We start from the raw sequence: 13,780 nt of genomic DNA, 5'->3' as shown, positions 1-13,780 counted from the left end.
ACGCACGTAGCCGACCAAATTGTTCAGGCTGCGCACCGTTGCGTATAAGTCACAACGTCATTCAGTCAGTAAAATTACGCTTTTTCTCAGCCCTTGCCGGTGCTTTGCTTATCCTACTGTCACCTGGGCCCAACACAGGCGTAAGAAGCCTGTATTACCAGCTTTATTCCACCCACTATGCCTGCCACTCCCTCCCCTAACTCGCAGCGCCCACGCGGCAATAATTTCATTAAATACTCTGGTCTGGGCCTGCAAATGCTGGCCGTTATTGGCTTAGGGACTTGGCTGGGCATTTGGCTTGATGGCCGTTTCGGTATTAGCCCCTGGGCAACCATCGTGCTGATGCTGGTATCCGTATTTGCGGCCATGTATCAGGTGATTCGCTCAGTGTCGAACGAGTAGCGCCTATCACACAGTAGATGAGCAACAAATGAAATGATATTACACCAAAGGATATTTCTATTCTTTTGCTTACTACCTTTGTGCCCCCTTTTTAAGGGTGTTTTAATCTATAAGCTCGTTTCCAAGTATTCGGTTTGCTAAGGTTCCTCGGTCATTTGCTACTGCTGACTCTGCTGCTCTACGGTACGCTGTATTTGCTGCATGCCCGCTATGGTACGGCTGTTGTGCATCCGTTGGCATCTTACGTGCTGGGGTATTACGCCGCACTCACGGCTGCTACTTATTGGTTTACGGCACGGCTCGTACGCGCCAACCCCAACAATTTCATGGTGGCCTACTTCAGTTCGATGGTCGTGCGGCTACTCCTCTCGGCTGTAGTTGTGCTCGTGTACCTGTACACCGGGGGGGCGCATGAAGGCGCGGGTACCTATGCCTTCCTCGGGGTGTTCTTCGTCGGCTATTTTCTCTACTCCGGGTTTGAAGTCTGGAGCGTTCTGAGTAACTTGCGCCCGTTTTCAAAACCGGGTGAAATCACAAAATGAATTTTCAGTGAACCTCACCTTAAGCCACTCTGAATGAAGCGCTTACTGATAGCACTTTTCTGTATTCTCACGCTTCCCGTTTTCGCCAACGAGCCTGCCGCTACAACGGCCGAAGCCACCGATAAGGAGGCTTTCAGCCCCGGTGAGATGATTCTGCACCACATCGGCGACTCGCACGAGTGGCACTGGTTTTCCACCGACCGCGACGACCATTACACTACGTACCTACCCGTCATTGCGTATCGTCCTAATAAAGGTTTGTCGGTTTTCTCTTCGCGCAACTTGGCCGAAGGCAAGGAATACGACGGTCTGAAACTGGAGCATGAGCATCTGGAAGCCGAAGACGGTAGCAAGGTATACGATTTTTCGATTACCAAAAACGTTGCCTCACTTATGTTGAGCGCGCTGTTGCTGGTAGTGGTATTCACAACGGTTGCGCGCGGCTATGCCAAGCGCGGTACCGGAGCACCAAAAGGCATCCAGTCGTTCTTCGAGCCTATCATCGTATTTGTGCGCGACGAAGTAGCCAAAAAGTCTATCGGCCCGAAGTACAAGCGGTATATGCCGTATCTGCTCACGGTTTTCTTCTTTATCTGGTTCAATAACCTGCTCGGCTTGCTTCCAGGTGGCGCTAACCTCACCGGCAACATTGCCGTGACCCTGACGCTGGCCGTGTTGACTTTGCTTATTACACTGTTCAGCTCCAACAAGAACTACTGGCACCACATCTTCGCTACGCCCGGCGTACCGAAGGCATTGCTGCCCATCATGATTCCGGTGGAACTCATCGGTATCCTCGTAAAGCCTTTCTCGTTGATGGTTCGTCTGTTTGCTAACATCACGGCGGGCCACATTGTAATCCTGAGCTTCATCTCGCTCATTTTCATCTTCCGCAACGTTGGTGTTGCGCCGGTTACGCTTGCTTTTGGCTTGTTCATCAACATGCTTGAGCTGTTAGTAGCCATCCTGCAGGCGTACATCTTCACGCTGCTCACGGCCATGTATATCGGTGGCGCAGTGGAAGAGCACCACGATGCCGACTACCAGATGGGTGGCGGCGACGGTGCCGACAACGCCCACGCCAACCACGCCCACTAAGCTTTTTAACTCTCTTTTTCGTTTTTCACTTCCCCAAAACTCTGTTTTATGCTTCTTTCTCTGTTGTTGCAGATTGCTAATTCCGCTGGTCTGGCAGTATTTGGTGCCGCTATCGGTGCTGGCTTGGTTGCTCTTGGTGCTGGTCTGGGTATTGGCCGCATCGGTGGTCAGGCTATGGAAGCCATCGGCCGTCAGCCGGAAGCTTCAGGCAAAATCCAAACTGCTATGCTGATTGTAGCTGCTCTGATTGAAGGTCTGGCGCTGTTCGCAGTAGTAGTTTGCCTGCTGATTTCGTTCAAACTCTAGAGATAGAGGTAGTCTAAGGTCAGCCCGCTGCGCGCGTCGCTTCGGCGCACGGCGTGGCGGGCTGTCTTGGCTTTTGTTGGTAGTACGTGTTGGACAGTCTGGTAAAGGCTTACCCCGTTTTCGGCGCCCCACCTGACTGCCTATCCGATACCAGGTATTCACTACGCACTACACTACTCTCATGCAAATTGTAACCCCCGAGTTTGGCCTGATTTTCTGGCAGTTGGTGATTTTCGGCATTGTGCTGCTTTTGTTGCGCACATTTGCTTGGAAGCCTATCCTGAGCGCCCTCAACGAGCGGGAAGACTCTATCGAAAACGCGCTGCGTCTTGCCAGTCAAGCCAAGCTGGAAATGCAGGCTCTCCAAGCTGGCAACGAAAAGCTATTGGCCGAAGCTCGTTTGGAGCGCGACCGTATTCTGAAAGAAGCTACCGACGTTTCCAACAAGCTGATCGAGCAAGCGAAGAACAAGGCAACCGAAGAAGGTGGCCGCATGATCAACCAAGCTCGCGAAGCCATCCAGAACGAGAAAAACGCGGCTTTGGCCGAAGTGAAAAATACGGCTGCTCAGTTGTCTATCGATATTGCCGAGCGCATCCTGCGCCGCGAACTATCTGATAATGCTGCTCAAAAGGAGCTCGTTAACTCGTATTTGAAAGAAGTAAAGCTCAACTAGTAATAGGTATTGGGTAGTAGGTATTAGGACACAGTTGATCTGTTGTCAATCCTACTACCAACTACTGATTACCTACTACCATTCCAATGTCTGAAATACGAGTTGCCTCCCGCTACGCCAAGTCCTTGCTTGATCTGGCCGAGGAGCAGGGTACGCTGGAACAAGTGAAAGCCGACATGGACTTATTCAGCAAGACGCTGACTGAGAACCGTGACTTGCGTTTGTTGCTGCGTAATCCCATCGTCAAGCACGACAAGAAGCTGGCTATTCTACGCGCTGTATTTGGTGGTAAAGTGTCACTTCTCACCGAGAAGTTTTTCACGATTATCACCGAGAAAAACCGTGAAAGCGCGCTGGAGTTTATTGGCTCCGAGTTTCTGATTCAGTACAATGCCCTGCGCGGCGTACAGGTAGCCGAAGTTACAACGGCCACGCCATTGAGCACCTACCTGCGCGCTGAGTTAGAGCAGATGGTGCGTCAGCAAACCGGCCTCCAACAAGTTACCCTCACCGAGAAAATAGATGAGTCGCTCATCGGTGGCTTCGTGCTGCGCATCGGCGACCAGCTGATTGACGACTCGGTGAGCTACCGTCTGCGCAAGCTGCGCAACGAATTCTCGAAGAACCCCTACCAACCTTTAGTATAAGATCATGGCAGAAGTACGTCCGGATGAAGTATCCGCCATTCTGCGGCAGCAGTTATCCAACTTCAAAACCGAAGCCGAACTCGAAGAGGTTGGTACGGTACTGCAGGTTGGCGACGGTGTAGCCCGCATCTACGGCTTGGGCAAAGCCCAGTCGGGGGAATTGCTCGAATTTGAAAACGGCCTTCAGGCCCTGGTGCTTAACCTGGAAGAAGACAACGTAGGCGCTGTAATGCTCGGCGACTATTCTGATATCCGGGAGGGGGCTACGGTGCGCCGCACCAATAAAATTGCGTCTATTCAAGTAGGCGAAGGCATCGTGGGCCGCGTGGTAAACACGCTGGGTCAGCCTATTGACGGTCGTGGTCCTATCCAGGGCGAAACGTTTGATATGCCACTGGAGCGTAAAGCGCCGGGCGTTATCTACCGTCAGCCGGTAACCGAGCCTATGCAAACGGGTATCAAGGCTATTGACGCCATGATTCCGATTGGCCGTGGCCAGCGGGAACTCATCATCGGTGACCGTCAGACCGGTAAGTCGGCCGTTGCTATTGACACCATCCTCAACCAGCGCGAGTTCTTCGACCGTGGTGAGCCGGTTTTCTGCATCTACGTAGCCGTAGGCCAGAAAGCCTCCACGGTTGCTCAGGTGGTAAACGCCCTAACCAAGGGCGGTGCAATGGACTATACGGTAGTGGTTTCGGCTTCGGCGGCTGACCCGGCCCCGATGCAGTTCTTTGCGCCCTTCACGGGTGCTGCCATTGGTGAGTTCTTTCGTGACACGGGCCGCCCAGCCCTAGTTGTGTACGACGACTTGAGTAAGCAGGCCGTAGCGTACCGTGAGGTGTCGTTGCTGCTGCGTCGTCCTCCGGGACGTGAGGCGTATCCTGGTGACGTGTTCTACCTGCACAGTCGCTTGCTGGAGCGCGCCGCGAAGATCAACGCTTCCGACGCCATTGCCCGCGACATGAATGACTTGCCCGACAGCATCAAGCACCTGGTGAAAGGTGGTGGTTCGCTGACGGCCCTGCCGCTCATCGAAACCCAGGCTGGTGACGTATCGGCGTACATCCCAACCAACGTAATTTCGATTACCGACGGTCAGATCTTCCTCGAAACCAACCTGTTCAACTCGGGTATTCGTCCGGCTATCAACGTTGGTATCTCGGTGTCGCGGGTGGGTGGTAACGCCCAGATCAAGTCGATGAAGAAAGTGGCTGGTACGCTGAAGCTCGATCAGGCGCAGTTCCGCGAGCTGGAAGCCTTTGCCAAGTTCGGTTCCGACCTCGATGCTTCGACCAAGCTCACGATTGAGCGTGGCCGCCGCAACCTGGAAATCCTGAAGCAGCCCCAGTTCTCGCCGCAGAAAGTGGAAGACCAAGTAGCCGTTATCTACGCCGCTACCAACGGTCTACTCGACCAAGTGCCGGTGAACCGCGTGCGGGACTTCGAAAAGGAATTCACCCAGACCATGCAGACCCGCCACCCGGAGGCGCTGCAAGGCCTGAAAGCTGGCAAGCTCGACGACACCATTATCGGTGCCATCCGTCAGGTTGCCAAAGACCTTTCGGCCCAGTACGCTACGAAATAATTAATAATTAGGAATTGAGAATTAAGAATTAGGAGTTGCCTCTAAATGCCATCAGGTTACGGGAGCAATTCTTAATTTTTAATTCTTAATTATTAATTCAAACAAGAATGGCTAGCTTAAAAGAAGTCCGCAACCGCATCGTATCTGTGCAAAGCACGCAGCAAATCACCAAAGCCATGAAAATGGTGGCGGCGGCCAAGCTGCGGCGGGCACAGGACAATATTTTGCGGATGCGCCCCTACGCGCAGCGCCTCAATAGCATCCTTACCAACCTGACAGGTCAAACTAATGGCGAGGTAGTAAGCGAGTATGCCGTGCAGCGGGAAGTACGCCAGGTGCTGATTATTGCCGTTACCTCGGACCGTGGTTTGGCCGGAGCTTTCAACAGCAACGTGTTCAAAGGCGTAAACGCCCTGATTCGGGAGCGGTACGCGGCGCAGGCAGCGGCTGGCAACGTGACGATGATGGCCATTGGCAAGAAAGCGCACGACTACTTCGGGAAGCGCGGGCCACTGCTCGGTAATTACACGCACGTATTCGGCAAGCTCTCGTTTGACACGGTGCGGGTAGCTGCTGAAGAAGCTATGCTGGGGTTCCGGGAAGGCCGCTTCGACGAGGTGGTGATGGTGTACAACGAGTTCCGGAACGTGGCCACCCAAATCATCCGGGCCGAGCAGTTGCTGCCGCTGGTACCCGCCGAGCCGGCGGCCAACGATGCCAAAACGATGAACGTGGATTACATCTTCGAGCCCTCGAAAGAGGAAATCGTGCAGACGCTGATTCCGCAGTCGTTGAAGGTACAGCTCTACAAGGCCGTGCTGGAAAGCAATGCCTCGGAGCACGGCGCCCGCATGACGGCCATGGACAAAGCCACCGAAAACGCCGGCGAACTGTTGAAGTCATTGAAACTAACGTACAACCGTACGCGCCAGGCAGCTATTACCACCGAGATTCTCGAAATCGTGGGTGGTGCCGAAGCCTTGGCTGCCAGCCGGTAAAAAAGTATGCTTACCAAGCAAAAGGCCCGCTTCCTTTCGGAGGCGGGCCTTTTTTATGTGGCTACCTACAACTGCATGTATTGCCGCTTGGCCAGTTCCTTGCTGGGCTTGGGCGCTTCAGGATGTTGTTCTAACAATTCTATAATCCGCTCCGGCGTGAGGGTAGTAAAGTCTTTAACTACGGCTAGTGGCGCCTGAAACTTGCTGGGTTTGATGGAAGTGCTGAGGGTCAGGCAGCGCATACCGGCTTTGTAGGCAGCCTGCTCGCCCATCAGGGCGTCTTCTAACACCAGGCACCGCTCGGGCGGCACTCCCAGCTTTTGGGCCGTGAGGGTGTAGGTATCAGCGTGGGGCTTGCCGTTGTCCACGTCGTCTTTCCCGATAATCACATCGAAATACGGTCGGATATTTAGGTGGTCGATGAGGTAGCTGATGGTTTCGTTGATGGAGCCGGTGCCCAACCCGATTTTGAAGCCGGCGGCGCGGGCCGCTTGCAGAAACGGCGTGAGGCCCGGTACCTCCCGGCGCTTGTCCCAATAGAGGGTGCGGTAGAGAAATTCGCGCTGAGTGGCGTATTCTTCCAGCTTTTTCTTGGGTACATCGTGGGTGAAAACGGTTTTCAGGATGGCGGTGGCCGGCATGCCGTTCAAACGCTCAAGCAGGCGACGAGCGTTGGTGGTAAGGCCTAAGTCACGGAACAAGAGCTGGAAGGCGCGGGCCTGGTAAGCGGTGTTATCAACGAGGACGCCATCCATGTCGAAGATGAGGGCGTAAGCAGGGGTATCAGGCATAAGCAAGAAGAGGGCAGCTCGGAATGTGAACCGCTTGTTACTTCTTTACGCAGATACGCTCGATTTTGCTGCTGTGGCGCTTGGTCCTGCCCCGATGGCCTATCTTTGCAGCCTCGTACCTAAGGGGCTATTGCTCCTACTATGTTGATTTGAAAAAGAGCCTGAGTTTCGTGCTGGCCGCTGCCTTGGCCAGCCCTGTTTTTGCGCAAAAGCAGAAGCCCTTGTCGCGCCCCAAACTGGTAGTGGGCATTGTGGTCGACCAGATGCGTTACGACTACCTATACCGCTACTGGAACAAGTATGGCAACGGTGGCTTCCGGCGGCTGCTGGGGGAGGGGTTCAATTACTCCAACACCCACTACAACTACGTGCCCACGTACACTGGGCCGGGCCACGCCAGCATCTATACCGGCACTACGCCTTCGGTGCACGGTATTGTAGGCAACAACTGGCTGGTGCGTGAGGAAGGCAAAGGCACTTACGTGACCGAAGACAAAACCGTGCAAGCCGTGGGCGGCACGGCAGCGGCTGGCCAACAGAGCCCACGCCACATGCTTACCAGCACCATTACCGATGAGCTGCGGCTGGCCACCAACTTCCAGAGCAAGGTAATTGGGGTGTGTATCAAAGACCGGGGCTCGATCCTGCCGGCTGGGCACGCCGCCAACGCCGCCTACTGGTACGACGGCACCAATGGGGCTTTCATCAGCAGCACGTTCTACCAGAACAGCCTGCCCGAGTGGGTAACCAAGTTCAACGCCCAGAACCGCGCTGCGCAGTACCTCGATAAACCCTGGACCACGCTGCTGCCCATTGCGCAGTACACGGAAAGCACCGCCGACGATGTACCGTGGGAAGGCGCGTTCAAGGGCGAAGCCAAACCCGTATTCCCGCACGATTTGCCTACGCTGAGTGCCGGCACCAGCCCGGCCGTAACGCCCAGCCAGCCCACCGGTGCCGAGAAAGTGCCGGCTGCCGTCCGCAACCTCGACCTGATTCGGAGCACGCCATTTGGTAACTCGCTCACCGCCGACTTTGCGCTGGAAACCATCCGGGCCGAGCAGCTGGGGCAGCGTGGTGAAACCGACTTTCTGGCGCTCAGCTTCAGCAGTACCGACTATGTGGGGCACCAGTTTGGGGTGAATGCCATTGAAACCGAAGACACGTATCTGCGCCTCGACCAGGACCTGGCCCGCGTGCTCGACTACCTCGACAAAACCGTGGGCAAAGGCCAGGCGCTGGTATTCCTCAGCGCCGACCACGGTGCGGCTCACTCGCCGGACTTCTTACGTAGCCAGCGGATTCCGGCCGGCTCGGTGGGGCCGCGCCTCATGCGCGACTCGTTGCAGCAGGAACTGGTGCGCCGCCACGGGGCTGGTAAGTGGGTGCTGAGCTATGAAAACCAGCAGGTGTACCTCAACCGCCCCCTCATTGCCCAGAAAAAACTAACGCTACGTGCCGTGCAGGATGAAGTGGCCGATATTATGATTGGCTACGCAGGCGTTACGCGCGCCATCACCGCCGACGATTTACAGAAGTCGCACTGGGAGAGCGGGATGCTGATGTACCTGGAGAACGGCTATTTCCCCAAGCGCAGCGGCGACGTAATGGTGGTGCTGGAACCGGGCTGGCTGGAATCGTACCAGTATCCGGTAAATAAGGGCACCACGCACGGCTCGTCGGGCAACTACGACACGCATATTCCGTTGATATTCTGGGGCTGGCACGTGAAGCAGGGCCGCTCGGTAGCGCCGGCGCGTATTGTGGACATTGCCCCTACGTTGGCGCAATGGCTCAATATTCAGGAGCCCGACGGCTGTACTGGCGTGCCGCTGCCGGAGGTGCTTGGTAAATAAAAGCGGAAGCAACCGAGTTGCCTTTGGTTATATTAAAGGATAGTTGCATTTTGCACGACCATTCTTTTAAAAAGAACGTTTATTCCTGAAATCAGGATAAATTTAGACCGTAGTAACAAGTAACCGAAACATAACTCGATGGCTCATTTTAACCCGTGGCATGATGTGGAGCGTGGCACCAACACTCCTCAAACCGTAAACGGCATCATTGAAATTCCGAAAGGCTCGAAGGCCAAGTATGAGTTAGATAAAGAAAGCGGCTTGCTCAAGCTGGACCGTGTGCTATTCTCGGCGGTGCATTATCCGGCCGCTTACGGCTTTATTCCGAAAACCTACTGCGACGACAACGACCCCCTCGACATCCTGGTACTGTGTTCGGTTGATATCGTACCCATGTGCCTGGTGGAAGCCAAGGTGATTGGCGTGATGCAAATGATTGACGGCGACGAGGAAGACGACAAAATCATTGCCGTAGCCGCGCACGATATTTCGGTGAATCACTTCAACGATATTTCCGACTTGCCGCCGCATACGCTCAACGAGATGCAGCGCTTCTTCGAGGACTACAAAGCCTTGGAACACAAGCACGTAACGGTAGAGCGTTTCATGGGCCGCGAGGATGCCTACCGCATCATCGAGGACAGCATCAAGCTCTACAACGAAACATTCCCCAACGGGGCCGCTTCGGAGTCGGTAGAAAAGACCAGCGGCGTTGAGCTGTAAGCTCTAGCGTCAGCGTATCAACAGCAAGGCCCTTCCTGAACCACGTTCGGGGAGGGCCTTGCTGTGTGCGTAGAGTGGGTTCCTTCGCATTATGGCGTGACTAAGGACGTTGATCTACCTGCGGACTAGGGTTGAGCCAACCCAGCCCATTGAGGTGAGCTGCCAGGAAAAAGGCAAGAATTGGTTGTTATTTGCTGTTGGACGGTCAGCATTAAGTGCCAGTCATAGTGCAAGCAGGAAATAAGCCAACAAATACCACATGTCGCCAGAGCCACTTCATTCGTCGAGCACTGCGCCGGATGCCGGTGTGGTGCGTGTGCCACAGTGGCGGCGCGGGCTCGATGCCGTGCTGTATAGCAGTACGTGGTTGGCGCTGGCCGCCTTGGCCCTGACTTGGTCTACGTTTCTGTTCTGGCAGGTGCACATCCCGTTCCGGCTGGGGCTGATGATTTTCACGGCCACGCTTTTCCTTTATAACATCGACAGTGTGCTACCTTACAAGCACGGGCAACCGCTGATGCTGTCGGGGCGCAAGCGCTGGATGCTGGAGCACCGCCGGGAACTGCTGGCTTTGGCAATGGTGGCGCTGGGCGTGTCGGGGACGTTGTTTTTTCTGGATGGGTGGCAACATCTGATGCTGTTTCTGGGGCATCTGGCGGCTATTTCCATGCTCTACTCGCTGCCGGTGGTGAAGGTGCGCGGGCAGTGGCGTGCCCTCCGCGACTTGCCGCTGCTCAAAGTGTTTTTGATTGCCTACGTGTGGGCGGCCGTGACGGTGTGGGTACCCGCGCTGCACCTCAATAAGCCACTTTTGGGACCGGTAGTGGGGGTATTGTTTCTACGACGCTTCTTCTTCATTCTGGCCCTGGCATTCGTGTTCGACATCCGCGACTATACCAAAGACCTCCACACCGGTACCCGCACGTTCCCGGGCATGTTCGGCGTACCTGCCACCAAATGGATAGCCTTGGGCGCGTTGGTTTTGGCGGGCATAGTGGTGCCCGCAGGCGTAGGAACGGCGGAGGCACTGGTGCTAACCCTGCCGCTACTGGCCGCGGCCAGCACTATCTGGTATGCCGAAGAAACCCGCTCCGACTACTACTTCGCCTTGCTCACCGATGGCGTGATGATCTTTCAGTTTCTGGTGGTGTATGTGGTGAAGTGGTGAGTTAAACAACCACCGTCAGCTTACCAGCTCCGCTAGTGCCGGCCCAATGAAACGTACAATGTCGCCGGCAATGAGGCCAGCTTCGCCGGTTTGCTGGGCCGCTAAGTCGCCGGCACGGCCGTGGGCGAAGATGCCGAGCAATGCCGCATCGAGTGGTGAGAGGCGCTGGTCGGCGCGCAGGGCCAAGAGTAGGCCGGTTAGCACGTCGCCGCTGCCGCCGGTGCCCATGCCGGGGTTGCCGGTGCTGTTGAAGTACAGTGGGCCTTCGGGGGTGCCAAGGGCGGTGTAGGCGCCTTTAAGCACGCAGTAGCAGCGGTGGCGGGCGCAAAAGTCGCGCAGTAGTTCCAGCCGGTGGTAGTCGTCGTGGGCGGGTTCGGTGAGGCGCTCAAACTCCTTGGGGTGGGGGGTAAGCAATGCGTTGGGAGGAAGATCATCCAGCAGTTCGCGGTGCGTACCCAGGATGTTGAGGGCGTCGGCGTCAATAACCAGCGCCAACGAAGCTTCGGCGGCTTTCCGTAGCAGCTGGCACAGCACATTCGCCGTCGATTCTTCCTGCCCTAGCCCCGGCCCGATGCCTGCGGCAGCATACGGCTTCAGGTCGGGCAGCTCGGTTACGAAATCGGTGGCTGGGTCGGTGAGGGCCATGGCCTCTGGTACGGCCGTTTGCAGAATGGTATATCCTACGGCCGGGGTACGCACCGTAAGTAAGCCCACGCCGCCGTGCAGACAGGCCCGCGCCGCCAGCACCGCCGCTCCTACTTTGCCGTAGCTGCCCGCCAGCAACAGCGCATGTCCGAAAGTGCCTTTGTGGGCAAATTTCGGCCGTTTCGGATAGCGCCCAGTCAGGAATGCAGTGTTGACAAAGTGGTTGTCCACATCAGTATTGTGGATAAACTCGGTGTTCAACCCAATTGGTAGCACCTCCCATTCGCCTACAAACCGGGCATTCTGCGGTAGCAGGTACGCTAGTTTTGGCAACTCGAACCCTACCGTGTACTGAGCCTGCACCACGGCGCTTTCTGAGGGCTGGGGTGCGTCGGTAAACAAGCCGGAAGGCAGGTCGATGGCGTAGATGGTGGCCTTTGAATCATTGAGATGCTCCACTACCTCAGCGGCCAGGCCAGCGAGGGGCCGGCTCAGCCCGGTGCCAAACAAGGCATCTACTACAGTAGCTTTGGGGGATACTGAGGGTAGTTTCTTGGGCTTCAAGTGAGTGCACAGTACCTCGGTGGGCAGACGCTGGCGGTTTACGGTGAAGTCGGGCGAGTACTTGTCGGCGGGCAGTAGCCACACCTGTACGGCATAGCCCGCCAAGTGCAAGTGCCGGGCCACGGCTAGGCCGTCGCCGCCGTTGTTGCCGGGGCCGCAAAAGATATGCACCTCGTGCGGAGTGAGTAGGCTTAGCCGGTCCATCAGCCAGTCGCTGAAAGCGGAAGCGGCGCGCTCCATCAGCTCATCGGAGCGGATGCCTTCGGCTTTGATGGTGGCCTGGTCGGCGGCGCGGGTCTGGTCGGCAGAAAGGATTTTCATAAGTTGCTGCTTCTGGAATACACCTAGCTCTTACGGGAAATGCGCAAAACTTTATGGATTCTGCTGCTTGCTAGTCTAGCAGCCTGCTCCGATAACGCCAACCAACAAGCCCAAACCGGCTCGCCGGCAGCAACGGCCAGCGTTTCTCCTGACTCGGTGCCCAGCACGCCCACTACTCGTTATACCCCGCAAGCCGTAAAGCTGGCTGATATTCCGGCTAAGCTGCGCCTGCCGGGGCAGCTACTGGAAGCGTGGCGCTGGAACGACGCCAACGGAGAAAATATGCTGGTAGCATTCCGAACGGTATCTAACTCAAAGCAGCAGGCAAATCCCTCTTCCGATTCCACGGAAGAGCAGGAAATGACGGATTTAGAGCGAACTGCTCGCCTGGCTGTCCGGCAATACGTGCGCCAGCCAAAGCAAACAGAGTACAGCGAGTTGTGGCGTCTCCAAGATGCCGTTACCGACTGTCCTCTTGATATGACACTGCGCCTCCAGCCTGGTAGCACAACCGTAACTGATTTAGACCAAAATGGCCGTAGTGAAACCACGTTGGTATACGCTCTAGCGTGCCGAGGCGACATAAGCGGCGCCGACCTAAAGCTGATTATGCGAGCCGGTGCCGCCAAATACGCCCTGCGCGGTTCCTCCCTAGTGCAGTACGATTCTGTTCCGGCTCAGCAGCAGCAACCCCGCAACCCCTGTTGTCTTGATAAGCTTAGTGCCGCCCAGCGAGAACAGGGTAATACCGAAGGCTACTACCAAACCGAGGCGGAGTTTCGGACTGCCCCGCCTGCATTCCTGACGTTTGCACGTCAGCACTGGCAAAAGTTCAGTGTTGAGGAGCAAGTTGAGCATGAAGATTTATAAAATAGCCTTTGCCATCAACCTCAGCCGTGCAGAGTAAACTTCCGGCGGTCCGTTTGCGTTTTGCTTGTAAGACTCCAACCTGCTGACCCCAAAACCAACAATATGCAAACCTGGAACGACGTAATCCGCTTGGCCAATCACCCAGTTCCTTCGCCCCGCCGCGTAGAGAAAACCGATGCCGAGTGGAAAGCCCAACTTACGCCCGAGCAATACCACGTAACCCGCCAGCACGGCACCGAGCGCGCCTTCACCGGCGAATACTGCGAAGCCCACGAAGCCGGCCTCTACGCCTGCATCTGCTGCGGCACGCCTCTCTACGACTCGCGCACCAAGTTCGAGTCGGGTACCGGCTGGCCGAGCTTCACGCAGCCCGTGGATGAAAGCGCCATCCGCTACAAGAAAGACACCAGCTACGGCATGGTGCGCGTGGAAGTGCTCTGCAACGTCTGCGACGCCCACCAAGGCCACGTTTTCCCCGACGGCCCTGCTCCGAGCGGCCTGCGCCTGTGCATCAACTCGGCCAGCATCAAGCTGGTGAGCGAAACCAAAGAAGCTGCCGCCGCTGGCGTGTAGCTTCCACAAAAA

Annotated in this window: 15 protein-coding genes; 13 read left to right on the top strand and 2 right to left on the bottom strand. The window is 56.1% G+C overall.

Features of this window, described 5'->3' with window-relative positions:
• The first annotated feature begins 177 nt into the window (after window positions 1–177).
• The 8 genes from J0X19_RS09875 to atpG all read left to right on the top strand — a co-directional run bounded on the left by J0X19_RS09875 (window position 178) and on the right by atpG (window position 6,257).
• A complete protein-coding gene (locus tag J0X19_RS09875; protein WP_206984192.1) occupies window positions 178–402 on the top strand; it encodes an AtpZ/AtpI family protein in 225 nt (74 codons plus the stop codon).
• Window positions 403–557: 155 nt separating this feature from the next.
• Complete coding sequence (locus J0X19_RS09870) at window positions 558–944, top strand: hypothetical protein (protein ID WP_206984191.1); 387 nt, start codon at window positions 558–560, stop codon at window positions 942–944.
• A gap of 33 nt (window positions 945–977) precedes the next feature.
• A complete protein-coding gene (atpB, locus tag J0X19_RS09865) occupies window positions 978–2,042 on the top strand; it encodes a F0F1 ATP synthase subunit A (protein WP_206984190.1) in 1,065 nt (354 codons plus the stop codon).
• A gap of 48 nt (window positions 2,043–2,090) precedes the next feature.
• Entirely contained in the window at window positions 2,091–2,348 is a 258-nt protein-coding gene (atpE, locus tag J0X19_RS09860; RefSeq protein WP_088845349.1) for an ATP synthase F0 subunit C, read from the top strand.
• A gap of 181 nt (window positions 2,349–2,529) precedes the next feature.
• Complete coding sequence (locus J0X19_RS09855; RefSeq protein ID WP_206984189.1) at window positions 2,530–3,024, top strand: F0F1 ATP synthase subunit B; 495 nt, start codon at window positions 2,530–2,532, stop codon at window positions 3,022–3,024.
• Window positions 3,025–3,110: 86 nt separating this feature from the next.
• Window positions 3,111–3,671 (top strand): ATP synthase F1 subunit delta, encoded by a 561-nt coding sequence (gene atpH / locus J0X19_RS09850; protein ID WP_206984188.1) that lies wholly within the window; start codon window positions 3,111–3,113, stop codon window positions 3,669–3,671.
• A 4-nt stretch (window positions 3,672–3,675) separates the two neighbouring features.
• Window positions 3,676–5,259, top strand: coding sequence for a F0F1 ATP synthase subunit alpha (atpA, locus tag J0X19_RS09845; protein WP_206984187.1), 1,584 nt, complete (start codon window positions 3,676–3,678; stop codon window positions 5,257–5,259).
• A gap of 107 nt (window positions 5,260–5,366) precedes the next feature.
• A complete protein-coding gene (gene atpG, locus J0X19_RS09840) occupies window positions 5,367–6,257 on the top strand; it encodes an ATP synthase F1 subunit gamma (RefSeq protein WP_206984186.1) in 891 nt (296 codons plus the stop codon).
• A 65-nt stretch (window positions 6,258–6,322) separates the two neighbouring features.
• Here the strand turns inward: atpG and J0X19_RS09835 are convergent, their stop codons facing one another.
• Window positions 6,323–7,048: an HAD family hydrolase gene (locus tag J0X19_RS09835; protein ID WP_206984185.1), complete on the bottom strand. Its 726-nt coding sequence runs from the start codon at window positions 7,046–7,048 to the stop codon at window positions 6,323–6,325.
• Window positions 7,049–7,197: 149 nt separating this feature from the next.
• On the opposite strand from J0X19_RS09835, the gene pafA reads away from it, so the two are divergent.
• The 3 genes from pafA (at window position 7,198) to J0X19_RS09820 (ending at window position 10,795) form a co-directional block, all read left to right on the top strand.
• The gene (gene pafA / locus J0X19_RS09830) at window positions 7,198–8,904 is read left to right on the top strand and encodes an alkaline phosphatase PafA (protein ID WP_206984184.1); all 1,707 of its coding nucleotides are present in this window, start codon (window positions 7,198–7,200) and stop codon (window positions 8,902–8,904) included.
• A 138-nt stretch (window positions 8,905–9,042) separates the two neighbouring features.
• Entirely contained in the window at window positions 9,043–9,627 is a 585-nt protein-coding gene (locus J0X19_RS09825; RefSeq protein WP_206984183.1) for an inorganic diphosphatase, read from the top strand.
• Between the two features lie 259 nt (window positions 9,628–9,886).
• Complete coding sequence (locus tag J0X19_RS09820; RefSeq protein ID WP_206984182.1) at window positions 9,887–10,795, top strand: UbiA prenyltransferase family protein; 909 nt, start codon at window positions 9,887–9,889, stop codon at window positions 10,793–10,795.
• Between the two features lie 15 nt (window positions 10,796–10,810).
• Here the strand turns inward: J0X19_RS09820 and J0X19_RS09815 are convergent, their stop codons facing one another.
• Window positions 10,811–12,325: an NAD(P)H-hydrate dehydratase gene (locus J0X19_RS09815; protein ID WP_206984181.1), complete on the bottom strand. Its 1,515-nt coding sequence runs from the start codon at window positions 12,323–12,325 to the stop codon at window positions 10,811–10,813.
• Between the two features lie 39 nt (window positions 12,326–12,364).
• Between J0X19_RS09815 and J0X19_RS09810 the strand changes: the two genes are divergently transcribed.
• Together J0X19_RS09810 and msrB are read left to right on the top strand one after the other, a co-directional pair.
• Entirely contained in the window at window positions 12,365–13,195 is an 831-nt protein-coding gene (locus J0X19_RS09810; protein ID WP_206984180.1) for a M949_RS01915 family surface polysaccharide biosynthesis protein, read from the top strand.
• A gap of 102 nt (window positions 13,196–13,297) precedes the next feature.
• Window positions 13,298–13,768 carry a peptide-methionine (R)-S-oxide reductase MsrB gene (gene msrB, locus J0X19_RS09805; protein WP_206984179.1) on the top strand — a complete coding sequence of 157 codons (471 nt, stop codon included), beginning with the start codon at window positions 13,298–13,300 and terminating at the stop codon, window positions 13,766–13,768.
• Window positions 13,769–13,780 lie beyond the last annotated feature (12 nt).

The organism is Hymenobacter telluris (assembly GCF_017313265.1).
Classification (GTDB): domain Bacteria; phylum Bacteroidota; class Bacteroidia; order Cytophagales; family Hymenobacteraceae; genus Hymenobacter; species Hymenobacter telluris.
The sequence above is the reverse complement of the archived record's forward strand: the minus strand, read 5'-3'. Positions and strand labels throughout refer to the sequence as shown.